Here is a 24,283-nt window from a genome sequence, read left to right on the forward strand (position 1 = left end):
TCGTCCACGATGGCACGCGTCTCCCTCGGTCCGCTGGCCGCAGCGTCGCTGTGGGGTGGAATGTACGTCGTGAGCAAGTGGGGGTTCGCGGCGATTCCGCCGGTGACGCTCGCCTTCCTCCGGGTCGCGCTCGGCGCGGCCGCGCTGCTCGTCGTTGTCCGCGCGACGAAGCCCGCGCGCTCGTTCTCGCGGACGGAGCGGCGGCGGTTCGCTGTGCTCGGCGGCTGGGTCGCGCTCACGTTGGTCACGCAGTTCGTCGGCACCGACCTGACGAACGCCAGCCAGGGCTCGCTGCTGACGGTCCTGACGCCCGTGTTCACGCTACTGCTCGGCGTCGCCGTGCTCGACGAGGCGCTGACGACTCGGAAGGTCGGCGGGATGGCGCTCGCCGTCGCCGGGACGCTGGTCGTGCTCGCGGGACAGTACGACCTCGCCGCGGCCGGCCGGGGGAGCCTGGTCGGCGTCCTCGCGCTGTTCGCGGCGAGTTTCGGCTGGGCGGCCTACACCGTCTGGGGGACGCCGCTCGTCCGGACTTACTCGGCTCTGGAGACGGCGACGTACTCGACGGTCGCCGCGGTTCCCATGATTGCGGTGCTGGTTCCCGTCGAGTTCGCGCTGCGCGACGCCGCGCTCGCCGGCGTGACCGTCACGCCGGCGGTCGCCGGCGCGGTGGGGTACCTCGGCGTCGCGAGCACCGCCGCCGCGTGGGTGCTGTGGTACTCGGGCGTCGAACACGCCGACGCGGGCGTCGTCGCCGTCTTCTTCTTCGCGCAACCGGTCGTCGGCGCGGTGCTCGGGGCGCTCGTCCTCTCGGAGTCGCTCGGCCCGACCTTCTTCGCGGGCGGAGCCGTGATGGCGGCGGGCGTCTGGGCCGTCAGCACCGCCCGGGCCTGAGACGCCGAGAGCGAGAAGCGGCCGCTCAGTCCCGCAGTGGGTCTTCGGTCCCGCGCACGCTGTCGACGATGACGTCGCCGTCGGGGCGCTCGACCAGCCAGAACAGCTTGTAAGCGTCGGTCACGCGCGGGAACTCGATGTCCGGCGCGCTGGACAGCGCGTAGCGCCGGGTCGTCCACCCGAACGCCGACTCGCGGGCCTTCTCCCGGCACTGCTCGTCCGAGAGCTCCGCGGGCAACACGAGCGCGTCGGCGACCGTCCTCTCCTCGACGTCGGGGAACGTGTCGGCCCGCAGGACCAGCCGCCGGGAGCGGTCCACGCTGGCGACGTAGCTGTCGGTGCGGTCGCCGACGAGCGGCGCGCCGACGGTGACCTCGACCTCGTAGACGCGGTAGGGGTACGCGACCGCGCCGACGTGACCGTCGCCCGCCTCCTCGCGGGCGACGGCGGGCGGGATGACCTGCAGGTCGGCGCGCTCGCGGTGCTCGCCGACGAGGTCGGCCGTGGCGTCGTCCGCCCGGGCGTCGGCCGTCATCGCTCGTCCCCCCGGGCGTCGGTCGTCGCCGCTCGTCTCCAGTCGGCCGTCATTCCTGCTCGTCCCAGTAGTCCGCAGCCTCGACGTGGGCGCGGATGGCGTCGGCCTCGGTCACCGCCTTCGGCGAGACGTCGCGTGCGCCGTCCCCGTCCGTCGTCCGCCCGCCGTCGGTCACGTAGGTCGGCGTGCCGCCGCCGGGCTCGCTCGTCACTGCCGACAGCGGCTTGTCGAAGATGTCGAAGTGTTCGTCGACGCCGCGGGGCGGGTTCGTCACGAGCGAGACGCCGACCAGCGTCAGCGCCGAGAGGACGAACGCGGGGAACAGGCCGTACACGCCGACGAACTGGTAGAGGAACGGCGAAGCCTCCTGGGACGGCATCGCGTTCAGCGCGTTCAGCACGGTCGACAGCTGCGTCCAGAGGATCATCGTCGACGCGCCGACGATCATGCTGGCGACCGACCCCTTCGCGGTCACGCGCTTCCACCACAGCGCCGCGATGAGCGTCGGGCCGATGGCCGCGCCGAGTCCGCCCCACGCGTAGTCGAGGACGAGCGTGTAGATGGGCGTGTTCTTGGCGAGGTAGGCGAAGGCGATGCTCGCACCCCCGAGGCCGAGGGTGACGTACCGCGAGTAGCGCACCAGCTGTTGCTCGGTCGCCTGGGGGTTGATGAACCCGTGGTAGACGTCCTCGACGACGGCGCTCGTCGCGACGAGCAGCTGGGAGTCAGCGCTGGACATCATCGCCGCCAGCGCCGCCGCGAGCACGACTCCCGCGACGACGCTGGGCAGAAGTTCCAGCGTGAGTCGGGGCATCGCGTTGTCGGCCTGCGCGACGTTCCCCTGTCCGAAGACGACGATGGCGTACAGGCCCACCAGCGCTGCGCCGGCGTACGCGGCGAACATGAAAAGCTGTGCGACCAGCGCCGCGAGCCGGATGTTCTTCACGCGGTCGATGCCCATGAACCGCACCATGATGTGGGGGTTGCCGGGAACGCCCAGGCCGATAGCGGCGTAGCTGATGACGCCGAAGAGCGCGGCCCAGCCGGTCATTCCGGCGGTGATGCTGGTCAGCGACCCGCCGCCGACGCTCGCGAGTTCGTCGAACGGCAGCCCGTAGCTCGTGTAGGCGATGATGGGCAGGACGATGAACGCGGCGAGGATGATGGCACCCTGGAAGTAGTCCGACCACGCGACGGCGAAGTAACCGCCGAGCATCGTGTACCCGACGACGATGATGCCGCCGGTGATGATGCCGATCCACGGTTCGACGCCCGTCAGCACCTGCAGGAGGGTGCCGGCGGCGACTATCTGTGCGCCGACGTACCCGCCCTCGAACAGCATCAGCACGACCGAGGAGACGCCCTTGACCAGTCCGGTGTCGTCCTGGAGTCGCGTCTCGAAGAACGTCGGCAGGGTGACGGACTTCACTATCTCGGTGTACTTCCGGAGTCGCTTGGCGATGCCCGCCCACGCGAGCAGGTCGGCCGGAATCATCCCGAGGCCGTTCAGGAACGCCATGATGCCCGTGTTGAAGGCGTCCGCTGGTACGCCGAGGGTGAGCCAGCCGCTCATCTCGGAGGCGCGCTCCGAGAACCCGGTCACGACCGGGCCGACCTCGCGGCCGCCGATGACGTAGTCGCCCACGGAGTCCATGAACCGCGAGGCCCACAGGCCGATACCGACCAACACGACGAGGTACGCGGCGAACGTGCCGAGCACCAGGATGCCGGCCGAACCGGCGATGCCCTCCGCCACGGCGCTACACCTCCCCTCCGTACTGCTCGCGGAGGCGTTTCTCGCGTCTGCCCTCCAGCACGTAGTAGGCTATCAGCATCGCGAAGAAGACGACGTACGGGACGACCAGTCCCAACCAGTCGAGTGTACTCATTGCTGGCATGGGTGTTAGGCCATACCAGACGAAGATAAACGTTGCGGAGCTAACGCCCGAAAATCGCAGGCCTCCTCCGAGGTACGCCCCTGTTCTGGAGGCGACGGGTATCGCCGCGCTCGCCCGGACTCATCCCCCGGCCGACGACGGCGAGTCGTCGTCGACCACCACGGCCTCGGGGTCGAACCGGTCGCCGGTCCAGCGCCACGACCCGACGTAGGGGTTCGACCCGTTCAGCGAGACGATGACGTAGGAGTACCCCGGCCACGTCGCCGAGGAGCGGTCGGTGTCGCTCGGCGAGTCCGGACCGGACGGATGAGAGTGGTAGAAGCCGACGACCTCCGTTCCCTGCGATTCGATGGTCTCCATGACGGCGAGTTGCTCCTCGGGGTCGATGGCGTACCGCGTCCGCGGGTCGTCGGCGACGTTCTCCGTCAGGAACGTGTCGCCGACGTACGCGTCGCCGCCGTCGTCGTCGCGGTCGCCCGCCAGGATGCCACACACCTCCTCCGGTCGCCCCCGCCGCGCGTGACTGACGAGGGTGTCGTACACCTCCCGGGAGAGGGTTATCATGGAACGACATTTGCCCGCGTTCGGTATAAGCGGGCGGGCCGACGCTCGAAGTCGCCGCGGACGCCGGCGGCGGGCGACCGCCGTCCTGCCGGGTCTCCGAGTCGGGCGTCGACTTGCGCCGAGCGGTCGTCCTCCTCTTTCGTGCGACAGCAGTCGAGAACGGTAGCAGGTCGCGGTCTGTCGACTGTCGCGGTCGGTTAGCCGGAGAAAATCGCCAGACGGATGTCGAAGCCATGCGAGGGATGGGATTCGAACCACGCCCAGACGTTCCTGCTCACTTCATTGCGCGGGCTGCGACTGGTCTGATTCAAATCCTTCCTTCTCGTTTTCTCGTCGCTTCGCTCCTCAAAAACTGCGAGGGATGGGATTCGAACCCATGGACTCCTACGAGAGCGGGTCTTAAGCCCGCCGCCTTTGGCCTGGCTCGGCAACCCTCGCCCGTCGGTCGGTTGACGCTTCCAGCGCAAGTGGGTTTCGATTGCTCGGCGCACGGTGGCGAGCGTCGCCCGTCGTCCGTCGGAATCCCTCGGCCTCGACGAGCGAGTGACCGCCGGAAGCGGGTTCGACCACCCGTACGCTCCGGCCCTCGGTCGGGGGTTCGCGACGGAGACCTTCTCAACCGGTCTGCCAGGGTAACGACCGCGGGTAGTGGTGACGGCGGATGGCCTCCGCGACCGCGACGAATCCGACGAGAACGAGTGCGACCGCCGCCGCTCCGGCGGGTTCCGTTTCGGCGAAGCCGATTTCGTGGGTGAAGACGTAGGTCGCGTCCCCCTTCCGGACGACTACTTGCTTCGGACGGAGGCCGGACTGGCCGACGCCGGGAATCGGCGTATTACTCTCGAACGCGTATCGCTTTCCGTCGATTGCGCCGTCCACGACGCGCTGTTCCTGCGGAGGGAGGTTCCCGTATTCGTAGACGGGACGGCCCCCCACCTCCGGATTCTCCGTCGTGGAATCGAGGGCGAACTCGTACTGGAGCGCTCCGAACCCGGCGACTATCCCGCCGAACACCATGAACACTCCCAGGAAGAACACTCCGTAATGTATCCACTTCTCACGGGGACCAACCGTTCGAGGCATGCTCGCGGATGCACCGCCGGACGTGATAAGTTTTCTCCAGCTCGAGCAGGTTATTTACCGTCAGACGGGGAGTTTGTCCACGAACCGGGAGCTCGACTCGTCCGCAGTACGCACGGAGCGCGAGCCACCCGATTCGGGGTACGACCCTCGTGGACGATTCGACAATTCGTTCGTCCGTTCGGTGGCCCGTGCCGTCGCGAGCGGGAATCGAATCCACGGACGACGGTGGGGATAGCGGTACTCGTCCTTCGCGGACGGATGGAGCACCGAGCGGACCGGTCGACGCCGCCCGCGTCGCGGGACTCGTCGCGTCGACGTGGTAGGTCGTCACTACCGTCGAATCCTCCGCGGTAATTCCCAGTAGTAATTTCCAGTACCGAAGAAGCCAGTGCGACGACCGACTCGCGCAACGGGCCGTAACAGATTGCTAACCGGATGTTCTGCGGCGGTAATCTGGATTCCCTCGGGATAAGGACACGTCGAATCGGCGAACGGAGCGCAACTATCCGTCCCGTTTAACGGCGATATCGATGTAGCGTTCTCCGTATGCAACAGACAGGCAAGTTCGGAGCCGTACTGGTGGCGACACTGCTGGTACTCGCGAGCGGGGCGGGCGTGAGCGCCGGGCAGTCCGGGACGGCAACGGAAGGGGTACTGCTTCAGGACGTGACGGTCGACGAACTCCAGGTTGGGAACGCGACGGTCGAGAACGCCACGATCAGGTCGGTCCGTGCGGACCAGCTCCGCCTCGAGGACTCCGACCGGACGCTCACGAACGTGCGAATGACCGACGTCACCATCGAGCAGTTGTCGCTCGACAACCTCACTCTCTCGGACGTCAACGCGACGAACATGACGGGCAACGCATCCAGCGCCGGGAGCGTCGACCTCGACGCCGCCAACGTTCAGCAGGTGTCCATCCAGCGCGTGACGGTCCAGACGGTCGTCGTCGAGGAGGTTCGGCAACTCGGCGCTGACGAGGCGGCCGCGACGACCACGACGCCCGCGGAGACGACGACTCCGATGGAGGACGAGACGACGACTCCGATGGAGGACGAGACGACGACCCCGATGGAGGACGAGACGACGACCCCGATGGAGGACGAGACCACGACATCCGAATCCGGCGACGTCGACACGATGTCGATTCAGGAGGTCAGGGTCGAACAGCTCGACATCGGTTCGCTCTCCGTCGAGAGCGTCACCACCGGGCAGACGCAGGCGACCACTACTCCCGAACAGTCCGCGCAGGACAACGCTACCGACTTCGCGTACGAACTGGTCATCGTGGCGAACGCGTCGGTAGACAACGCCACGGCCGAGACGGCGTCGGTCGAGAGCTTCACCTTCGTGGAGGAGCCGGGAACCCCAACGCCCACCCCGACTGAGACGACGACTCCGGCGGAGAACGAGACCACGACGCCGGCGGAAGAGACGACTGCTCCGGCCGAGACGACGCCAGCGGAAGAGACGACTGCTCCAGCCGAGACGACGCCGGCAGAAGAAACGCCCACGCCGGCCGAGACGGAGGTCGGTGAGACGACTACACCGGCGGCTGAGACGACGCCAGCGAACGAAACGGCCGCGACGGAGGTCGGTGAGACGACCGCGGCAGGCCAGACGACTACGACGGTGGCGGGCGAAACGACGACCTGACGGAGACGATTTCTTTCCACCGGGTCGGCGGGACGAGGGCGGAAACGCCACGATAGTCCCTCACGGACATTTAAGGGGGACTAAGGGACATGGAGTTCGAAAACGGCAGGTCTTATGTTCTCGCTAGAGAACCCTCCGTACGTTCATGAGCTACGAGAAAGTCGAGGTCCCCGAGGAAGGGGAGAAGATTACGCTCGAAGAGGGGACCGAGGACGAACTCGTCGTACCGGACGAGCCCATCATCCCGATAATCCACGGGGACGGCATCGGACAGGACGTCGGTCCGGCCGCCCAGAAGGTGCTCGAGACGGCGGCCCAGGCCACGGGACACGACATCCACTGGATGCGCGTGTACGCCGGCGAGAGCGCCCGAGAGCGCTACGACGAGAACCTGCCCGACGACACCGTCGAGGCGCTCAAGGAGTTCCGCGTCTCCATCAAGGGCCCGCTCACGACGCCCGTCGGCGCCGGCTTCCGGTCGCTGAACGTCGCGCTCCGCAAGCGCCTCGACCTGTACGCCAACGTCCGTCCGACGTACCACCTCGACGGCGTCCCGTCGCCCGTCAAGGACCCCGGCCAGATGGACATGGTCACGTTCCGTGAGAACACGGAAGACGTGTACGCCGGCATCGAGTGGGAGGCCGGCACCGACGAGGTCCAGGAGGTCAAGGAGTTCGTCGAGAACGAGATGGGCGAAGACGACACCATCCACGACGGCCCGGTCGGCATCGGCGTCAAGCCCATCACGGAGTTCGGCACGAAGCGCCTCGTCCGGAAGGCCATCGACTACGCGCTCGAACACGACCGCGACTCGGTGACCCTGGTCCACAAGGGGAACATCATGAAGTACACCGAGGGCGCGTTCCGCGACTGGGGCTACGAGGTCGCAGAAGAGGAGTACGGCGACGAGGTCATCAGCGAGGACACGCTCTGGGAGGAGCGCGACGGCGAGGCGCCCGATGACGCCGTGGTCGTCAACGACCGCATCGCCGACAACATGCTCCAGCAGGTGCTCACCCGGACCGACGAGTACGACGTCATCGCCACGATGAACCTGAACGGCGACTACCTCAGCGACGCCTGCGGGGCCCAGATCGGCGGTCTCGGCATCGCGCCGGGGTCGAACTTCGGCGACGGTCGGTTCCTCGCCGAACCGGTTCACGGTAGCGCGCCGAAGTACGCCGGCCAGGACAAGGTGAACCCGACCGCGATGATCCTCTCGGGTCGCATCATGCTCGAACGCCTGGGCTGGACCGAGGCCGCAGACCTCGTCCGCGACGCCGTCGAGGAGACCATCGACTCCGGCAAGGTCACCTACGACCTGGAACGCCAGATCGAGGGCGGCGAGAAGCTGGCCACCAGCGAGTTCGCCGACGCGGTCTGTGAGAACATCGAGTCGATGTCCTGACTCCGGACCGTCCCGAGCCGACGCAGTCCGTTCTTTTTCGCGGAGCCGGTTCGAGAGCGACGAGCACGTCTCGAACGCGGTCTTCCGGTCCGTTCGACGGCCTGCGGAGGTGACCCTGCCCAGGCGCGGCCGAACGAGCGATGGCGGTCGGCGTCGAAGTGGACCGGGGGTTCCAGATGCAGACACCGACCGAAGCCGACCGAACCGCCGAACCGCCGACGCGTCGAACGCCGCTGCTGGGCGAACCGTTCCCGACGCTGTCCGTCGAGACCACGCAGGGGCCGAAGACCATCCCCGACGACTACGCCGGCCAGTGGTTCGTCCTCTTCAGTCACCCGGGCGACTTCACGCCGGTCTGCACGACGGAGTTCGTCGCCTTCGAGCGCCGTCGCGAGGCGTTCGAGGAACTCGACGTCGCGCTGATGGGGCTGTCGGTCGACCGGGTCCACTCGCACATCAAGTGGGTCGAGTGGATAGAGGCGGAGTTCGACGTGGACGTCTCGTTTCCCATCATCGCCGACGAGGCGGCCCGCGTCGCGGACAGACTCGGGATGATACACCCGGAGATGGGGACGAGCACCGTCCGGTCAGTGTTCGTCGTCGACCCCGGGGGAACGCTGCGGCTGACGCTGTACTACCCGATGGAGGTCGGCCGGAACGTCGACGAGATACTGCGCGCGATTCGGGCGCTCCAGACCGCCGACGAGGAGACGGTGGCGACGCCGGCCAACTGGCCGGACAACGAGGACCACGACGACCGACTCCTGCTCCGGCCGCCCTCGGACGAGGCCGGCGCGGAGGCTCGCCGCTCGGAAGCGGAGGAGGAGGGGTACGACTGCCGCGACTGGTGGTTCTGCACCCGCGACCGCTGACCCGGGTCAGTCCTGCCAGTCGGGGTCGGTCCGCGGCGGACTGAACACGTCGATACCTCGCACCGGGTTGTCGGTCCGGTTCTCGGCGGCGTGCGGTTCGCCGCCCGGGACGGAGTAGGAGTCGTTCTCCTCGATGACGAACTCCTCGCCGTCGACGAGGAACGTGAGCGCGCTGGCGTAGACGAACCCCGCCTGCTCGTGGCGGTGGCTGTGTTCGGGCACCGTCGCCCCCGGTTCGATGTGGAAGTGCTGGATGCTCATCCGCTCGCCGGCCGCCAGCTGGGTGAGGAAGACGCCGTCGACGGCCTCGGTCGCGCCGCGGTCCGACAGTGCTGTCGAGTCCATGCCTTCCGATAGCACGCTCCGAACCTAAATCCCGGCGGTCCCGGCCCGCGACGGAGCCGTTTTGTAGCCCTCGCCCGCACGTCACGTCATGCACCTGCTCGCCGTTCACGCCGAGCGGTTCTCGTTCGCCGCGGAGACGCCGGCGAACGAAGCGAGCGACCCGGACGCCGCAGTGGAGACGCCGGCGGACGTCGCGTCGGACGGGACGGCAACGATGGCGGCCGACCTCGGCGCGTGCGTCGTCGTCGCGGCGGCGGTGGAGCGCGGGGACGTAGCGGCCCCCGCCGGAACCGCGGCGGCGGCCGCGGCCGAGTGCCGGGACGTGGTCGACCGACTCGGGGAATCCCGGGTCGCGCTCGTGCCGACCGACCACCTCACGGACTCACCGGCGGCCGACGCGGCGGACGCAGTCGGCGTCCTCCAGTCGCTGACGGCCGACCTCGCGGACGACGGGGAACGGGAGGTCGTCCGCGCGCCCGTCGGCTGGCATCTCGCCGTCGAACTGGAGAAGCGCGGGCACCCGTTCGCGGCGCAGTCGCTGGACGTGGACCCCGCGGCGCTCCGCCCGCCGACCGCAGGGCTCTCTCTTCGGCTTCCGGACGGCGCGCGCCTCGACCCGGGGGACGCCGGCGGTCGCCTGCCCGACGCGGTGGCGGCGACCGTCGAGGCGGTCGCGAACGAGGCCAGCGACTCGCGGCGACCCCGTCTCCCGCGTGACCTGCTGGCGGAGACCGGACTGGTCGTCGGCGACCGGACGGCGGACGAGCGACCGCACTGGCTCCCGCGCGGTGCGGTCGTCCGCGACGCGCTCGTGGCCCACGCCGACGACTGCTTCGCCGCCCTGGACGCCGCCCCGGTCGAGACGCCCTCGGGGGTCGGCCCGCTGGCGACCGCGCCGGACGCCATCGACGACCTCCCGTGGCGTCGGGCCGAACGCTCGCGGGACGCGCCCGCGGCGGTCGCCGTCGTCGAGTCGGGCGACGCCGACGCCGAACTCCGGCGGCAGGCGGCGGTCGTCGCGCGGGCCGTCGCCGCGCTGGGTTCCGCGTTCCTGCCCGTGGTCCGGGCGCGGGGCGACCGCGCCGACGCGCTCGCCGCCGACCTCGCCGCCGACCTCGACGCACCGGTGCTCGCCGAGCGACTGGACGACGGCGGCGAGCGCACCGAGGTCGAGTTCCACCCGGTCGGGGCGACCTGGCCCGGCGAGCGACCGCGCGTGGAGCGCGACGACGCGAGCGCCAGGCGATTCGACGTGGCGCTCGCGGACGGCGGCCGGCCGGCGGTCGTTCGCTGTGCGCCGCTCGGCTCTCTGGCCGGTGCGGTCGCGACCGCGGTCGAACGCGGCGAGTCGCGCGATCCGCCGCGACTTCCCGCGTGGCTCGCGCCGACGCAGGTCCGGTTCGTCCCCGTCGCCGCCGAACACGCCGACCGCTGCGACGCGCTGGCCGCGGACTGCCGGGCGCAGGACGTCCGTGCGGACGTGGACGCCCGCGCCGTGCCCGTCGGCGAGCGCCTCGAACGCGCCGAGCGCGACCGGGTACCGTACTACGCCGTCGTCGGCGACCGCGAGGGAGGGTCGGAGGCCGTTCCCGTGACGGACCGCGCCGCGCGCGAACAGCGGGAGCGGACGGTCGACGGACTGTGCGAGACGATTCTGGCGGAGACCGCCGACCGCCCCCGGCCGCGGCGAACCGTCCCCGGACGCGTCGGCGAGCGGTGAGCGCCCGCGGGGGCCGGCTTCGTTGTGGGGTTTCACGAAGTTCAACCAACTTAAGTCGGTCGGGGTCCAACTCGTCACCGATGCAGACAGAGACGGTCGGCGACGGCACGCCCGACCTCGCCGTCGTCGCGTGCCTCCACGGCGACGAACAGTGCGGAAAGTCGGCGATAGGGAACCTGATGGCCGAGCGGCCGACGTTCGACCGCGCCGTGCAGTTCGTCGTGGCCAACGAGGCGGCGGTCGCCGCGAACGTGCGCTTCGTCGACGAGGACCTCAACCGCGCGTTCCCCGGGAATCCGGACGGCGACACCTACGAGTCGCGACTCGCGGCCGAACTGCTGGCGGAACTGCGCGACCGGCGCGTGCTCGACCTGCACTCGACGCACTCGCATCCGGTCCCGTTCGCGCTCGTCGACGGCCTCGACGAGACGCGGCGAAACCTGGTCCGCGCGACGGGACTCGACCGGGTCGTCGACATCGGCCACATCCCGGGCGGCCTCATCAGCCACGTCGCCGGCGTCGCGGTCGAGTGCGGCTACGTCGGCACGGCGACCGCCGAGCGCAACGCCGAGCGCATCCTCCGGAACTTCCTCGGCGCGACGGGCGCGCTGGACGTTCCCTTCGAGGAGAGCGACCCCGAGGTGTACCGCGTGACGGGAGCGGTCACGGGACGGGAGTACGAGTTCGTCGGTCAGAACTTCGAGCGCGTCGAGGCGGGCGAAACGTTCGCCCGCCGGGACGGCGAGGAGTTGCACGCCGACGACCCGTTCTACCCCGTCCTGATGTCCACGGAGGGGTACGACGAGATGGTCGGGTTCAGCGCCGAGCGACTCGGTCGGCTCTCGGAGGTCGGGTGAGACTCACCTCTCGGCACCCGTCCCGGGCCGGTCGAGGCCCGCGAGGTCGACGTCGCCCTCGGGTATCGGGACGCCGTCGTAGGGGTCCTCGGCGAGCAGCAGGGAGCCGTCGAGGTCGGCGTAGTCGAGCAGCGGCGCGAGGTGGGCGGCGGCCGCCATGCTCGCGTTGCTCTCTATCATGCACCCCAGCATCACCTCCAGTCCCTCGGCGCGCGCGGCGTGAATCATCCGCATCGCCTCGCGGAGACCGCCGCATTTCATCAGCTTGAGGTTGGCGATGTCGGCCGTCCCCGCCACCTCGGCCACGTCTCCGAGGGTGACGCAGGACTCGTCGGCCGCGATGGGGAGCGCGGCGCGCTCGCGGACGAACGCCATCCCGTCGGGATTCTCCGCCGGCACCGGTTGTTCGACGAACTCCACGTCGTACGCTTCGAGCGCGTCTATCTTGCGGACCGCCTCGCGCGGCGACCACGCCTCGTTCGCGTCGACGCGGACCGTCGCCTCCGGCGCGGCGTCCCGGACCGCGCCGATTATCTCCTCGTCGCGGTCCGTGCCGACCTTCACCTTCAGCGTGGAGTAGCCCGCGGCGACCGCCTCCTCCGTCTTCTCGCGCATCACGTCGGTGTCGTCGATGCCGATGGTGAACGAGGTCTCGACCGTCTCGTCGGGGTCCAGCCCCCAGTAGCGGTACAGCGGCAGGTTGGCGCGCTTGGCGACGAGGTCGTGGAGCGCGATGCTCACCGCACAGCGCGCGGCGGGGTTGCGCGCGACCGTCTCGCGCATTCGACGCTCGATGCGCTCTAGCTGGTGGGGGTCGCCCACGTCCTCGACGACGGCGAGCAGGTCCGGCAGCACGGCCTCCACCGTGTCGGCCGTCTCGCCGTAGTGCGTGGACGGTGCGGCCCCGCCGACGCCGACGGTGCCGTCTGCGTCCTCGATTCGAACGACGACGTTCTCGGCGGTGGTCTGGGTGCCCCGGGAGATGGTGAACGCGTGTTCGAGCGGCAGGGACAGGCGCTCGAACTCGGTCGCGAGGCTCACAGTATCGCCTCCAGCACGTCGTCGGCGTCGAAACGGATGGGGTCTGTCGCGGGCGCGTCGAGTTCGGACGCGAACCCTTCGACCGCCTCGCGCGCCGCCTCGTCGCTCCCGAGGTCGGCGGTGTTCAGCATCCCCGCGACGACTTCGGTCTCGTGGACCGGGCGCGCGAGGTCCTCGTAGAGGTCGACGTACTCCGGAATCGGCGGGAGGTCGAAGCTCTCGTAGCCGTGGACGACCTCGCGGCCGGCCTCGTGACAGAGGACGAGCGAGTCCGCCATCGACCCGTGGAGGATGCCGCAGGTAACCGCGGAGTAGGCGGGGTGGACGATGCTGCCCTGGCCCTCCACGAAGAGGTAGTCGTGCTCGTCGCCCGTCTCCACGATCATCTCCTCGACCGCGCCCGCGGTGAAGTCGCTGACCACGCGGTCGACGGGGTTGCCCCAGCCCTCTATCATGATGCCGGTCTGGCCCGTCGGGACGAACCCGGCGTCGACGCCGCGCTCGCGGGCGGCCTCGACCAGTTCCAGCGTCGCCGTCATCTTCCCGACCGAGCAGTCGGTGCCGACCGTCAGGACGACCTCGGCGTCCACGTCCGCCGCCACGCCGTCGCTGACCGAGAGGTCCTCGTGGGGTTTGCGCACGTCCCGGAGGTCGCAGTCGTGGCGCTCGGCGAGCGCGGCGAACTCCTCGTCGTCTTCGAGGAAGTAGTGGAGGCCCGAGATGACGTCGCAACCGCGCTCCAGCGCGGTCGTCACGTCCGGTCGCCACGACTCGTCGAAGCCGCCGCCGATGGGAGCGATGCCGATGACGAGCGCGTCGACCTCGGGAACGTCGTCCATCCCGGCGACGATGGGCGCGTCCTGGACGTCCGGCACGTGGTCGGCGACGCGCTCGCCGGCCCGGTCGCGGTCGAGCACGGCGGCCACGTCGTAGTCGGCGTACCGGAGGATGCCGACCGCGGTCTTCGCCCGGTCGGGGAACTTCTCGTGAGCGAGCACTGCTACTTGCATGCGCGGCAGGTCGTCCCACGGTAGCTTAAAGGCGTCTCTCCCGGCAGCGTGCTGGTTAGCGGTCCGAGAGGTTCGCGGCAACTGCCGACGACCGCTGTCGTAACACGTATTCCGGAGCGCGTCGAACGAAAGGACCATGATAGGTATCGTCGGTGGGGGAATCGCCGGACTGAGCGCCGCCTACCGCCTCCAGCAGCAGGGGTACGACGTGCAGGTGTTCGAGGCGAGCGACGACCTCGGCGGTCTCGCCGCGACTTACGAGACAGACGGCGACCGCATCGAGAAGTTCTATCACCACCTCTCGAAGTCCGAGGAGACCATCGTCGACCTCATCGAGGAACTCGGTCTCGGCGACGACCTGCGCTGGCCCATCGGCAAGAACGCCTACTACGTCGACGGCGTCGTCCACCCGCTCGACAAGCCCTGGGAGATACTTGCGTACCCGCACATGAGCGTGTACGACAAGTTCCGGCTCACGATGCTGACCCAGGAGATAGACGTCCGCGGCGGGATTCCGAAGTTCGACACCTACGAGCGCCTCGAGGACTTCGAGGACGTTCCCATCAGGGAGTTCCTGGTCGAGCACACCAGCCGGGGGGTCTACGAGAACTTCTTCGAACCCCTGCTCGACGCGAAGTTCGGCTCCCGGAAGGACGACGTGAGCGCCGCGTGGCTGCTCGGTCGCATCAAGTTCCGCGGCGAGCGCGACCTGCTCCGGGGCGAACCGCTCGGCTACCTCACCGGCGGGTTCGGCCAGCTCGTCGACGCGCTCGTCGACGCGGTCGGCGAGGAGAACATCACGACGGGCGCTCGCGTGACCGACCTCGACGTCGAGGACGGCGAGGTGCGGTCGCTCACGGCCGAGATGGCCGAATCGGAGGCCGAAGCCGCGCCGGCGGAAGCCGACGGCGGGGCGCAGACGGAGACCCACGACGTCGAGAGCGTCGTCGTCGCCGCGATGCCCAACGTGCTCGAATCCCTCACGGGCTACGAGTGCGAGGTAGACTTCCAGGGCGCGGTCTGTGCGCTGGTGACGATGGAGGACCAGTTGACCGACACCTACTGGCTCAACATCGGTCACGACGCTCCCTTCGGCGCGCTCGTCGAACACACGAACTACATCCCGCCGGAACGCTACGGCGGCGACCACCTGCTGTACGTCGCCAGCTACGTGCAGGACTACGAGGAGGACCTCTGGCAGATGGACGACGATGAGATAGAGGAGCTGTGGATGGGCCACATCGAGGAGATGTTCCCGGAGTGGGACCGATCGCAGGTGAAGCAGTTCCGCCTCGCGCGCAACCCGCGCGCCGCGCCCGTCTACGAGCGCGGCTACCTCGACCTGGTCGTCCCCTACGACCTCTCCGAGGAGGTCGCCGACGGCGTCTACTACGCCGGGATGGCGAGCAGGGCCCAGTACCCCGAGCGCAGCCTGAACGGCGGCATCGTCGCGGGCTACGAGTGCGCCGACCGCATCTCGGGCAGGAAGCGAGTCGTCAGTCCGGAGTAGCCGCGGTCAGTTCGACGCGTTCGTCGAGGGGAGCACCTTGCCGAGTATCGTCTCGTTCCCCCGCCGGATGCGCTTGGAGAGCGACTGCGGCGAGATGGAGAGCTCGTCTGTGAGCTCCTCGAGCGACACCTCCTTCGGTGTCTCGAAGTACCCCTGTTCGTACGCGAGCACGAGCGCCTTGCGCTGTTCGGCCGTCAGGTCGCTCCCGACCTCCCGCTCCGCGTCGTCGATGGAGCGGTGGACCTTCTCTACCCCTACGTCGATGTCACGCTCTACGCAGAAGCCGTAGAATCCGGTGACGTCTCCCTCGGCGGGGAAGCGGAGGCGGAACACCCACTGGTCCTCGACCGTTCGCGCCTGGAGTATCGTCCCGTCGTGTTCGATGATACCGCCGAGCAGGTCGTCGTACTCCCCCGTCCACTCGACCCGGTAGAGCCTGCGGTCGCCGGCCGTCTCCAGGGGTTCGAGGTTCTCGACGTACGTGCTGGTGCGGACGTGTCGCTCGAAGGACTCCGTGTCGCCGCCGCTCGCCCAGAAGAACGGTATCCGGGTGTCGTCCGTGGGGATGATGCGCTCGAGTTCGACAGACATCTCCCGTAACGCTCGACCGAGGGCGAACTCGGTCCTGTCGACGGTGAGTTCGACGATGGCGGCCATGGACCACCTTTTTCGACGCCTCGTTGTATGGGTTGTTGCCGACCCCGAACCCTCTACTCCACGAGTTCCTCTTCCAGCGTGGTGTCGCTGACGTACGACGCCACGCGGACGCCGACGAGGCTGACGAACACGCCGAGGACGACGTACACCGCCAGCCGCGTCCCGGGGTCGAGCGGGAACTCCGGGACGGTCGTCTGCCCGATCTCCAGGTGGGGGACGACGACGGGGTCGATGAGCCCCTGGCTCTGGAGGAAGTACGCCGAGAATCCGCGGACGACGAGGCCGACCGCCAGCACGCCGAACGGGAGGTTGAGGTAGGAGTTGCTCACGCGGTCGTTGCGGATGGCCTCGTCGAGCAGGCGACCGGTGCTGGCGGCGAGCGCGGCCACCGCGAGCCACGGCACGCCCTCGAAGACGAACCCCATCACCGGCATCAGGTAGCCCTCGCCAGCGCCGAACGACGGCGACGACACCCGCAGTGCGCCGGCGAACACGCCGATGAGCGACAGGCCCGCCGCGACGACGTAGGTGACGATGGAGACCCGCCCGGAGTAGAGCGCGTCGCGGGCCTCCGCCGGCAGGTCGCGGAGGTAGTCGCCGATGGCCAGTCCCTTGTAGAGGACGAACAGGCCGATGACGGTCGTGATTGCCGACGTGGCGATGGCGGGTCCCGTCAGCATCAGCAGGATTGGAAAGACGATGAGCGCGATGCCGGTGGGGACGAGCACGGTCTGTCGGAGTTCCTCGTCGGCGAGGAACTGCTTGAGCAGGTAGTACGTCGACTCGATGTCGCGGGCCTGCCGGACGACGACGCGGTCGACGGCGTCGACCCGCACGCGGCTCTCGACGATGGGGACGAGGCGTTCGTCCTCGGCGCTGTCGATGACGATGACGGCCGAGTCCGGCCCGTACTCGGCGACGAGTTCGTCCATCTGCGTGGCGACCGCTCGGTCGGCACCGACGCGCGTCTCGGCGGTGCCGGAGATGACTGCGACCGTGGTCTCCTCGTCGCCGTCCCGCAAGTTACGAGCGACCCGGAGCGTCTCGAGCAGGCAGTTGACGCTGGAGTCCTCCGGGTCCGCGAGTCCGACTTCGGTGACGAGCGACCGGACCGCCTCCCAACCGGCGACCGGCATCGTCAGTCCCGTCTTGCGTCCGATGTCGTCGTTGCGGTCGACGCACACGACCAGTGTGCTCATTCGGTGTTCGAACCCAGACGGTCGGGGGATAAAAATGTCCACGGTACTGGTAGTCGCGACGCGAAACGGCGGCACGTGAAACGGCGGCGGTCCGTCTCGGCCCGTCGACGAACCGGCGCGAAGCGATTTGTACCTGGCGCTCGTAGGTAGCCCGGGAGTTCCAGATGCCGACGTGTAACCACTGCGACAGGGAGTTCGTGGCCGAGGACCTGGTTCGCCACGAACGGGGCCGACTCGTCATCGTCCACTGTCCCGACTGCAAACACGTCGTCGGGACGTACGACCGCCACAGCGGACCGCCGCAGACCGACCGACGACGGTAGCCGACGAGCACCGTGGGGACGGCCGACCGACGCGACCGGTGCCGGTCGGCTATCCGCTGGTGACGACGCGGTCCGGCCGTATCTTGACGAGAACGCGGGCCCCGCGCTCCTCGCCGAGATTCGGATACTCCTCCCGGCCCATGTACCGCTGCGCGAGTTCGTTTATGTGCTCTACCGCCCCGTCCTCGGTCACCTCGTCGACTTCCCCCCGGACGGAGACGTAGCGGTAGGGGTCCTCGGGGTCGAACACCGAGATTCCGACCTTCGGATTCTGCCGAACGTTCCGTTCCTTCTGGCGACCGCGGGCGGTGTTGACGAGCACGTGGTCGCCGTCGTAGTCCACCCACACCGGCGTCACCTGCGGCGTCCCGTCCGGCATGACGGTGGCGAAGTTACCGAACGACTTCCGCTCGAACAGGTCGTGGAAGGACTCGGGAATCGTCTCCATACGTCCCCAACGACGCCTCCCCTGGAGAAGCTTTCCGCCGGCCAACGCGTCTCTCCGGCAGTTGATGGTGATATTAACACCCTAAAGGACTCCATGTTGTTTGGATGCCCATATAGCCAACATTTACCACTCCGCTCGGGAGCAGAGGAAACATGAGCACGACGACGACCAACGACTCTCCCGAAAGCTCTCCCGATTTCCGCGAGCGTCTCCGCGAACTCCCCCCGAGCGCGAAACTGGTCGCCAAGGTCCTGGAGACCGACGCGCCGCTCACGCAGGGCGAACTCGCGGAGGAGTCGCTGCTCCCCGACCGCACCGTCCGCTACGCGCTGAACCGCCTCGAAGAAGTGGACCTCGTCACCTCCCGCCACAGTTTCCGCGACGCGCGCAAGCAGGTCTACATCCTCGACGACTGACCCTTCGCCCTCCGACCGACTTTTTGCTCCCGCCGACCTGACCCCGGCCATGGAGACGATTCCGGTTCCGACGGGGACGTACGCACCGGGCGGAACGACGAACGCCTACCTCGTCGAGAACGCGCTCGTCGACCCGGCCGGTCGCACCGACGACCTGGACCGCGCCGTCGCGGACCGCGAGGTCGACCACGTGCTCGTCACGCACGCCCACCCGGACCACGTCGGCGGCGTCGCCCACTACGCCGCCGCCTGCGACGCGACCGTCTGGGCGCGGGCCGGCCGCGAGCGGCGGTTCGCCGACGCCACCGGGGTCGACCCGGACCGGACGTTCCGCGACGGTACGCGGGTCGGTCCCCTCTCGGTCGTCGAGACGCCCGGTCACGCTCCAGACCACGTCGCACTCCAGTACGACGACGCCGTACTCACGGGCGATCTGGTGGTCGCCGAGGGGAGCGTCGTGGTCGCGGGGAAGCGCCCGGCCTCGGACGACGACCACGCCGCGGCGGGCGACGGCGACCTGCGCGTGTACCTCACGTCGCTCCGGCGGCTGTACGCCCGGAACCCCCGCGTGCTCTATCCGGGTCACGGCCCCGCCATCGACGACCCGCGCGCGCAACTCCGGCGGCTGCTCGACCACCGCCTCGCCCGGGAGGCCCGGGTGCGCGACGCCGTCTACGGTGGCGCGCGAACGCTCGCGGAGGTGACCGACGCGGCGTACGACAAGGACCTCGCCGGCGTCCGCGGACTGGCGGAGGCGACCGTGGCCGCACACCTGGAGAAACTCGACGTGGAGGGGAGCGTGTCGTGGAACGGTCGACGCGCTGTCCCGGCGGATAGCAAACGGTAACCGCGGGGAGCGAGTAGGTGGAAACGATGAGCGAACGCATCATCTCCGGTCGCCCCATCTTCCTGGCCGCCGCGGCGACGGTCGTCCTGGCGACCGGCGGACTGGGTTTCGTCGTCGGCACGACCGGTCAGGAGCGCGGCCGGTCGATGGACCTGCTGGTAACGCAGTTCCAGATGTCGCCGCTGTCGATGGCGTTGTTCGGGATGGTGCTCACGACGGTCGTCCTCGCGGCGCTGTTCGGCCTGGTCTCGGTCGTGTCGCGGTACGACGAGGACGCGGGCAGGTCGACGCGATAGGTCCGGGTCCGGAACCGCGAGAACTTTCTGACCGCGCCGGCTACCCCCGTCCGTGAGCGCCGACGACAGGCGCGTCGAGGTGTACCCCGGCAAGGAGGCCGTCGTCGAGTTCGACCCGGGGCTGACCTTCGATTGCGTCTCGGAGTGTACGTGGTGCTGTCACCACGGCGTCCTCGTGTACGACCGCGAGTTCCTCGAACTGGCGAAGCGAGCGAACCTGAACGAGGCGACGACCCAGTTCCGCGGCGAGGACTTCGTGGTCCGCGAGGAGAAAGACCACGACCACGCCGGCGATGACGGCCGGGCCTGCTACTTCCTCCGCGAGGACGGCCTCTGTGAACTCCACGCCGAAGACGACTGGAAGCCGGCGCGCTGTTCCGTGTTCCCGCTCTCGGTGCGCGCCGAGGCGGGCGACATCCACGTCTCCGTCCGGGAGTCGGCCCGGGAGCACTGCGAGGGGATGAACGTCGGCGACCGGAAGGTCGTCGACAACCTGGAGGCGTTCCTCCCCGAGTATCTCTGGGACCTCGACGACCCCGACTCGGAGCGGGAGTTGTAGCGTTCGGGCGGTCAGGAGTGGGAGTGCGGGTCGGCCTCGACGGCGGCCTCCCGCAGTTCGGTCTCGCGGTCGGTTTCGACGGCGAACTCGGGGACCGGCGTCGGTTTCCCGTCGTCGTCGACCGCGACGTAGACGAAGTGCGACTCGGTGGTCTTCTCGCGCTCGCCGGTCCGGGGTTCCTCCCGGAAGGCGCTCAGGCGGACCTTCACGCTCGTCCGCCCGGCGTCGTAGACGTACGACTCGATGACGGTCGTGTCGCCGACCGGGATGGGCCGCTGGAAGTCCATGTGGTCGACGCTGGCGGTGACGCAGGTCTCGCCCGCGAAGCGCATCGCCGACATCGCGCCGATCTCGTCCATCCACTTCATCACGACGCCGCCGTGGGCAGTCTCGTAGTTGTTCGCGTGGTTGGGCTGTACGCGCTCGCGGTTCTCGATGTACGTGTCCATCAGCGTCGGCATAGCTGACGTTGGTCGCGGGAGGCGTTAGCCGTTTCCGGCCACCGCGGCTCGACGGAAACTATCGAACGTCTTTCAAAAATAGTAGTACCGTCGTCGTCGTACCCCGTCTGGAACCTCTCGATGGTGTCAGCACTGGTCGTCATCGGTCTGCTGGTCGCGGCGTTCGTCGGCTACAACATCGGCGGCTCCTCGACCGGCGTCGCGTTCGGACCGGCGGTCGGCAGTCGCATCGTCGGCAAAGTGACTGCTGCGGCGCTGTTCACCGTCTTCGCCTTCTGGGGCGGGTGGACGGTCGGGCGGAACGTCATCGACACGATGAGCGACGGTATCGTCCCGGCGAGCCAGTTCACGCCCGCGGCGAGCGTCGGCGTGCTCTTTTTCGCCGGGGCGGCGCTCCTGCTGTCGAACCTCTACGGCGTCCCCGCGTCCACGTCGATGACGGCCGTCGGGGCCATCGTCGGACTGGGACTCGCCACGGACACCCTCCGGGAGTCGCTGATGTTCACCATCGTCTCCGCCTGGATCGTCGCGCCGCTCGTCGCGTTCCTCGTCGGCGTCGCCGTCGGTCGGTACCTCTACCCGCACCTCGACGCCCGTATCGCCTTCACGCGCATCGAGGACCCGCTGGTGCAGTTCGACCGCTCGGGGGCGATGCCGCGCCCGCGCCTGAACGAGAACGCGTCGCCGCGCGACGTCGTCGGCGCGGTGCTCGTCGTCGTCATCGCCTGCTACATGGGGTTCAGCGCAGGCGCGTCGAACGCCGCCAACGCGGTCGCTCCGCTGGTCGGCAACGGCGCGGTGACGATAGAGCAGGGCATCCTGCTCGCCATCGCGACCATCGGGCTCGGCGGGTTCACCATCGCGCGCCGGACGCTCGCCACCGTCGGCGACGGCATCACCGACCTCCCCATCCTGGCGGCGCTCGTCGTCTCCATCGTCGGCGCGACCATAATCACCGTGCTCTCGCAACTCGGCATCCCGGCGAGCCTCGCGGTGAGCACGACCTGCTGCATCATCGGTCTCGGCTGGGGGCGGGCGAGTCGCGCGGTCACCCTCGCGGAGGTGGCCGCGACCGCCGCCGACACCGAGGCGGCTACCGACCTCGGCCAGGAACTGACGACGGGCGCGCTCGCGGGTCCCGAAGCCGAGCAGACGACTCCGGAGGGACCGACCGTCGGTACGCTCGCCAGCGGCGAGAGCGCACAGCAGGTCGAGCAGGCCGCGGAGGAGCCGCCGGAGGTGCCGCCCATCGGCGAGGAGAAGCTGGACGAACTGACCGCAGAGAGCCTGTTCGACCCGGCGGCGACCAGCCGAATCGTCATCCTCTGGGTGCTCTCGCCGACGCTCTCGGCGGTCGGGTCGTACCTCCTCTTTCTCCTCGTCCTCTGACCCCTTCGCCGCGTTCCGACGCCCGGACGGGCGTCGACGCGGGCCGCTCCGAAGGCGCTTTACGCCCGTGGCCGCTTTCGTCAGGTAATGAGCAAGCCGAGTCCGGAGGTCTACGAGCGTGGCAAGGGCATGGACGCCCACAACGAGGTGATGCGGGGCATCCGCGCCCAGAAGGACGCCCAGTACGACCCACACGAACCAACCCGGGTCTGGATAGACGAGGACAACACGCCCGGTGGCGTCTACCAGAGCCTCACCATCATCCTCAACACCGGCGGCTGTCGGTGGGCGCGCGCCGGCGGCTGTACGATGTGCGGCTACGTCGCCGAGTCCGTCGAGGGCGGCAGCGTCACCCACGAGGCGCTGATGAACCAGATAGACGTCTGTCTCGACCACGAGCGGGAGAACGCCGACGAGGAGAGCGGCCTCGTGAAGATATACACCTCCGGGTCGTTCCTCGACGAGCGCGAGGTCGGCGCGGAGACGCGCCGCGCCATCGCCGAGACGTTCGGGGACCGCGAGCGCATCGTCGTCGAGAGCCTCCCGGACTTCGTCGAGCGCGAGAAACTCGCCGACTTCACCGAACAGGGACTGGACACGGACGTCGCCATCGGCCTGGAGACCGCGACAGACCGCGTGCGCCACGACTGCGTGAACAAGTACTTCGACTTCGAGGAGTTCGTCGCGGCCAGCGAGGCGGCCGACGAGGCCGGCGCGGGCGTGAAGGCCTACCTCCTCATGAAGCCGCCGTTCCTCTCGGAGTCGGAGGCCATCGAGGACATGAAGTCCTCGGTCCGGCGCTGCGCGGAACACGCCCACACCGTCTCCATGAACCCGACGAACGTCCAGCGGTACACGATGGTCGACGAACTGTACTTCCGGGACGGCTACCGCCCGCCGTGGCTCTGGTCGGTCGCCGAGGTGCTCGAAGACACCGCCGACGCCGACGCCATCGTCGTCTCGGACCCCGTGGGCCACGGCAGCGACCGCGGACCCCACAACTGCGGCGACTGCGACGACAGGGTACAGAAGGCCATCAAAGACTTCGACCTCCGCCAGGACCCCAGCGTCTTCGCGGAGGTCGACTGCGAGTGCGAGGCGACCTGGGAGGCCGTCGTCGAGCGCGAGACGGCGTACAGCCTGCCGCTGGCCCGCTAGTCAGGCGACCGTCGACGTGCCGCAGGCCGCGTCGGTCGTCACGGAACTCGTGCGTATCTTCTCGCTCGTGACCGCGACGTCGGTCGCCGAGTCGTTGCAGTCGACGTCCGAGTGGCGGACGGTGACGTCCTCCTCCCGGTTGCCGACCAGGGTCGTCAGCCGGTAGTAGTGCCGGCGCTCGCGGAGCGCGACGGCGACCGCGGACCCCGGGTCCAGGGTGACGGACTCCGCCAGCAGCGTCGTCTCGCTTCCCGACGTGCTCCCCATCGCGAGATGCAGTTCGACGGTCAGCATCGCGTCGGTGGCGTTCCACACCCAGACGGGATGGGGCTTCGGGTCGGCGTCCGGGTCGTCCGTCCCGACCGCGAACGCGCGAGCGGGCGGACCGTCGAGCGAGACGCCGACGTCGGGGAGCGCCAGGGGGACGCCGCGGTCGAGGTCGGTGGGGTCGACCTCGCGGACCTCGGGGGACGACGCGTCGGTGGTCGGCGGTTCGGTGGTCGACGTCGCCGTCGTTCCGGTCGCGTCACCGGTCGTCGTCCCGCCCCGGGTCGACCCCGAGGAGAGACAGCCGGCGAGCGCGACCGCCGCGGCGCTTCCGCAGGTGGCGAGGAGGCTTCGTCTGGAGGGCATGCGCGAAACGTCGTCGTAATCCGACAAGTACCTTCTGCCGATACCTCCGTCGCGCTCGTCCGGAAACGGTCGAAGCGACCGATTGTACGGTCGTTTGGGAGTGCTTTCGCGGAGTAGGCTCGTCCTACCAACGTGATACGCTCCGGATAACTAAGGACGATTCCGTCGACGGGTCGACCGGGTGACGCGTCGACCGTGACGGCTCCCCACGCACCGGACGCACGGTCGACGCCTCCACGATGACAAGTGAACGGAACCAGTGTGAAACCGTCTTCTGCTCGGACGGGTGGGTCGAGATCCGCGACCCCGACCGCGGCGAGCGGTGGATAGCGACCGACACGCCGGCGGAGGTACAACGGTGAGCGTCGCCGGGCCCATCGTGGTCTGGCCCGTCCTCCTCGTCCTCATCTGGGGACTCGTCGTCGGCGTCGTCTGGTCGCTCCTCGCCGCGCACGGACGGCGGTCGGCGTAGCCCGTCGCGCGCGAGGACCCCGACGCTCGCGG

General features: G+C 68.9%; 28 protein-coding genes and 1 tRNA gene. 15 read left to right on the plus strand and 14 right to left on the minus strand.

All coding sequences use genetic code 11. From position 1 onward, the window contains the following. Positions 1-9: 9 nt before the first annotated feature. Positions 10-894 carry a DMT family transporter gene (locus ACTF4R_RS08625; RefSeq protein ID WP_440007430.1) on the plus strand — a complete coding sequence of 295 codons (885 nt, stop codon included), beginning with the start codon at positions 10-12 and terminating at the stop codon, positions 892-894. Between the two features lie 25 nt (positions 895-919). On the opposite strand, the gene ACTF4R_RS08630 is transcribed toward ACTF4R_RS08625, so the two are convergent. From ACTF4R_RS08630 to ACTF4R_RS08655, 6 genes are all read right to left on the minus strand, one after another. After that, the gene (locus ACTF4R_RS08630) at positions 920-1,429 is read right to left on the minus strand and encodes a hypothetical protein (protein ID WP_440007431.1); all 510 of its coding nucleotides are present in this window, start codon (positions 1,427-1,429) and stop codon (positions 920-922) included. Positions 1,430-1,478: 49 nt separating this feature from the next. Beyond that, complete coding sequence (locus tag ACTF4R_RS08635) at positions 1,479-3,083, minus strand: sodium/proline symporter (RefSeq protein ID WP_440007579.1); 1,605 nt, start codon at positions 3,081-3,083, stop codon at positions 1,479-1,481. A gap of 106 nt (positions 3,084-3,189) precedes the next feature. Then, a complete protein-coding gene (locus ACTF4R_RS08640) occupies positions 3,190-3,327 on the minus strand; it encodes a hypothetical protein (RefSeq protein ID WP_433623108.1) in 138 nt (45 codons plus the stop codon). Positions 3,328-3,447: 120 nt separating this feature from the next. Continuing rightward, positions 3,448-3,891, minus strand: a complete 444-nt coding sequence (locus ACTF4R_RS08645; protein WP_440007433.1) for a desampylase — start codon at positions 3,889-3,891, stop codon at positions 3,448-3,450. 353 nt (positions 3,892-4,244) lie between these two features. After that, a tRNA-Leu gene (locus ACTF4R_RS08650) sits at positions 4,245-4,329 on the minus strand. Between the two features lie 177 nt (positions 4,330-4,506). After that, entirely contained in the window at positions 4,507-4,974 is a 468-nt protein-coding gene (locus ACTF4R_RS08655) for a DUF7979 domain-containing protein (protein ID WP_440007435.1), read from the minus strand. A gap of 546 nt (positions 4,975-5,520) precedes the next feature. On the opposite strand from ACTF4R_RS08655, the gene ACTF4R_RS08660 reads away from it, so the two are divergent. The 3 genes from ACTF4R_RS08660 to ACTF4R_RS08670 all read left to right on the plus strand — a co-directional run bounded on the left by ACTF4R_RS08660 (position 5,521) and on the right by ACTF4R_RS08670 (position 8,910). Next, positions 5,521-6,630 carry a hypothetical protein gene (locus tag ACTF4R_RS08660; protein ID WP_440007436.1) on the plus strand — a complete coding sequence of 370 codons (1,110 nt, stop codon included), beginning with the start codon at positions 5,521-5,523 and terminating at the stop codon, positions 6,628-6,630. A gap of 145 nt (positions 6,631-6,775) precedes the next feature. Continuing rightward, positions 6,776-8,038, plus strand: coding sequence for an isocitrate dehydrogenase (NADP(+)) (icd, locus tag ACTF4R_RS08665; protein WP_440007437.1), 1,263 nt, complete (start codon positions 6,776-6,778; stop codon positions 8,036-8,038). A 176-nt stretch (positions 8,039-8,214) separates the two neighbouring features. Beyond that, a complete protein-coding gene (locus ACTF4R_RS08670) occupies positions 8,215-8,910 on the plus strand; it encodes a peroxiredoxin (protein WP_440007580.1) in 696 nt (231 codons plus the stop codon). Positions 8,911-8,916: 6 nt separating this feature from the next. Here the strand turns inward: ACTF4R_RS08670 and ACTF4R_RS08675 are convergent, their stop codons facing one another. Next, positions 8,917-9,255, minus strand: a complete 339-nt coding sequence (locus tag ACTF4R_RS08675) for a cupin domain-containing protein (RefSeq protein WP_440007438.1) — start codon at positions 9,253-9,255, stop codon at positions 8,917-8,919. Between the two features lie 88 nt (positions 9,256-9,343). On the opposite strand from ACTF4R_RS08675, the gene ACTF4R_RS08680 reads away from it, so the two are divergent. Together ACTF4R_RS08680 and ACTF4R_RS08685 are read left to right on the plus strand one after the other, a co-directional pair. Then, positions 9,344-10,975 carry a threonyl-tRNA synthetase editing domain-containing protein gene (locus ACTF4R_RS08680; protein ID WP_440007440.1) on the plus strand — a complete coding sequence of 544 codons (1,632 nt, stop codon included), beginning with the start codon at positions 9,344-9,346 and terminating at the stop codon, positions 10,973-10,975. An 80-nt stretch (positions 10,976-11,055) separates the two neighbouring features. After that, entirely contained in the window at positions 11,056-11,832 is a 777-nt protein-coding gene (locus ACTF4R_RS08685; RefSeq protein ID WP_440007441.1) for a M14 family metallopeptidase, read from the plus strand. A gap of 3 nt (positions 11,833-11,835) precedes the next feature. On the opposite strand, the gene ACTF4R_RS08690 is transcribed toward ACTF4R_RS08685, so the two are convergent. Then, positions 11,836-12,873, minus strand: coding sequence for a dipeptide epimerase (locus ACTF4R_RS08690; RefSeq protein WP_440007443.1), 1,038 nt, complete (start codon positions 12,871-12,873; stop codon positions 11,836-11,838). Continuing rightward, positions 12,870-13,883: an N-acetyltransferase DgcN family protein gene (locus ACTF4R_RS08695; protein ID WP_440007445.1), complete on the minus strand. Its 1,014-nt coding sequence runs from the start codon at positions 13,881-13,883 to the stop codon at positions 12,870-12,872. Before ACTF4R_RS08695 ends, ACTF4R_RS08690 begins: the two co-directional genes overlap by 4 nt. A 136-nt stretch (positions 13,884-14,019) precedes the next feature. Here ACTF4R_RS08695 and ACTF4R_RS08700 point away from each other — a divergent pair, with 136 nt between their 5' ends. Further along, positions 14,020-15,393 carry an NAD(P)/FAD-dependent oxidoreductase gene (locus ACTF4R_RS08700; protein ID WP_440007446.1) on the plus strand — a complete coding sequence of 458 codons (1,374 nt, stop codon included), beginning with the start codon at positions 14,020-14,022 and terminating at the stop codon, positions 15,391-15,393. A gap of 6 nt (positions 15,394-15,399) precedes the next feature. Here the strand turns inward: ACTF4R_RS08700 and ACTF4R_RS08705 are convergent, their stop codons facing one another. Both ACTF4R_RS08705 and ACTF4R_RS08710 read right to left on the minus strand, forming a co-directional pair. Further along, positions 15,400-16,050, minus strand: coding sequence for a helix-turn-helix domain-containing protein (locus ACTF4R_RS08705; RefSeq protein ID WP_440007448.1), 651 nt, complete (start codon positions 16,048-16,050; stop codon positions 15,400-15,402). A 53-nt stretch (positions 16,051-16,103) separates the two neighbouring features. Beyond that, positions 16,104-17,249, minus strand: coding sequence for a DUF373 family protein (locus tag ACTF4R_RS08710; RefSeq protein WP_440007450.1), 1,146 nt, complete (start codon positions 17,247-17,249; stop codon positions 16,104-16,106). Positions 17,250-17,413: 164 nt separating this feature from the next. Here ACTF4R_RS08710 and ACTF4R_RS08715 point away from each other — a divergent pair, with 164 nt between their 5' ends. Further along, positions 17,414-17,572: a hypothetical protein gene (locus ACTF4R_RS08715; RefSeq protein ID WP_440007451.1), complete on the plus strand. Its 159-nt coding sequence runs from the start codon at positions 17,414-17,416 to the stop codon at positions 17,570-17,572. Between the two features lie 49 nt (positions 17,573-17,621). On the opposite strand, the gene ACTF4R_RS08720 is transcribed toward ACTF4R_RS08715, so the two are convergent. After that, positions 17,622-18,020: a PPOX class F420-dependent oxidoreductase gene (locus ACTF4R_RS08720; protein ID WP_440007453.1), complete on the minus strand. Its 399-nt coding sequence runs from the start codon at positions 18,018-18,020 to the stop codon at positions 17,622-17,624. A gap of 152 nt (positions 18,021-18,172) precedes the next feature. Between ACTF4R_RS08720 and ACTF4R_RS08725 the strand changes: the two genes are divergently transcribed. From ACTF4R_RS08725 to ACTF4R_RS08740, 4 genes are read left to right on the plus strand one after another with little or no spacing between them, the layout of a single operon-like run. Beyond that, a complete protein-coding gene (locus ACTF4R_RS08725; RefSeq protein WP_433623138.1) occupies positions 18,173-18,436 on the plus strand; it encodes a MarR family transcriptional regulator in 264 nt (87 codons plus the stop codon). 49 nt (positions 18,437-18,485) lie between these two features. Continuing rightward, the gene (locus ACTF4R_RS08730) at positions 18,486-19,283 is read left to right on the plus strand and encodes an MBL fold metallo-hydrolase (protein ID WP_440007455.1); all 798 of its coding nucleotides are present in this window, start codon (positions 18,486-18,488) and stop codon (positions 19,281-19,283) included. A 26-nt stretch (positions 19,284-19,309) separates the two neighbouring features. Further along, a complete protein-coding gene (locus tag ACTF4R_RS08735) occupies positions 19,310-19,579 on the plus strand; it encodes a DUF7520 family protein (protein WP_440007457.1) in 270 nt (89 codons plus the stop codon). Positions 19,580-19,631: 52 nt separating this feature from the next. Further along, on the plus strand, positions 19,632-20,138 hold the full coding sequence (locus tag ACTF4R_RS08740) for a YkgJ family cysteine cluster protein (RefSeq protein WP_440007458.1): 507 nt from the start codon (positions 19,632-19,634) through the stop codon (positions 20,136-20,138). An 11-nt stretch (positions 20,139-20,149) separates the two neighbouring features. On the opposite strand, the gene ACTF4R_RS08745 is transcribed toward ACTF4R_RS08740, so the two are convergent. Then, the gene (locus ACTF4R_RS08745) at positions 20,150-20,599 is read right to left on the minus strand and encodes an acyl-CoA thioesterase (protein WP_440007460.1); all 450 of its coding nucleotides are present in this window, start codon (positions 20,597-20,599) and stop codon (positions 20,150-20,152) included. Between the two features lie 120 nt (positions 20,600-20,719). On the opposite strand from ACTF4R_RS08745, the gene ACTF4R_RS08750 reads away from it, so the two are divergent. Together ACTF4R_RS08750 and ACTF4R_RS08755 are read left to right on the plus strand one after the other, a co-directional pair. Then, positions 20,720-21,988: an inorganic phosphate transporter gene (locus ACTF4R_RS08750; RefSeq protein WP_440007461.1), complete on the plus strand. Its 1,269-nt coding sequence runs from the start codon at positions 20,720-20,722 to the stop codon at positions 21,986-21,988. An 87-nt stretch (positions 21,989-22,075) separates the two neighbouring features. Continuing rightward, entirely contained in the window at positions 22,076-23,146 is a 1,071-nt protein-coding gene (locus tag ACTF4R_RS08755; RefSeq protein ID WP_440007462.1) for an archaeosine biosynthesis radical SAM protein RaSEA, read from the plus strand. On the opposite strand, the gene ACTF4R_RS08760 is transcribed toward ACTF4R_RS08755, so the two are convergent. Then, on the minus strand, positions 23,147-23,779 hold the full coding sequence (locus ACTF4R_RS08760; RefSeq protein WP_440007463.1) for a hypothetical protein: 633 nt from the start codon (positions 23,777-23,779) through the stop codon (positions 23,147-23,149). 239 nt (positions 23,780-24,018) lie between these two features. On the opposite strand from ACTF4R_RS08760, the gene ACTF4R_RS08765 reads away from it, so the two are divergent. Beyond that, a complete protein-coding gene (locus tag ACTF4R_RS08765) occupies positions 24,019-24,141 on the plus strand; it encodes a hypothetical protein (RefSeq protein ID WP_433623153.1) in 123 nt (40 codons plus the stop codon). The last annotated feature ends 142 nt before the right edge of the window (positions 24,142-24,283 follow it).

It is taken from the genome of Halomicrococcus pelagicus, assembly GCF_051917725.1.
Taxonomy (GTDB): Archaea; Halobacteriota; Halobacteria; order Halobacteriales; family Haladaptataceae; genus Halomicrococcus.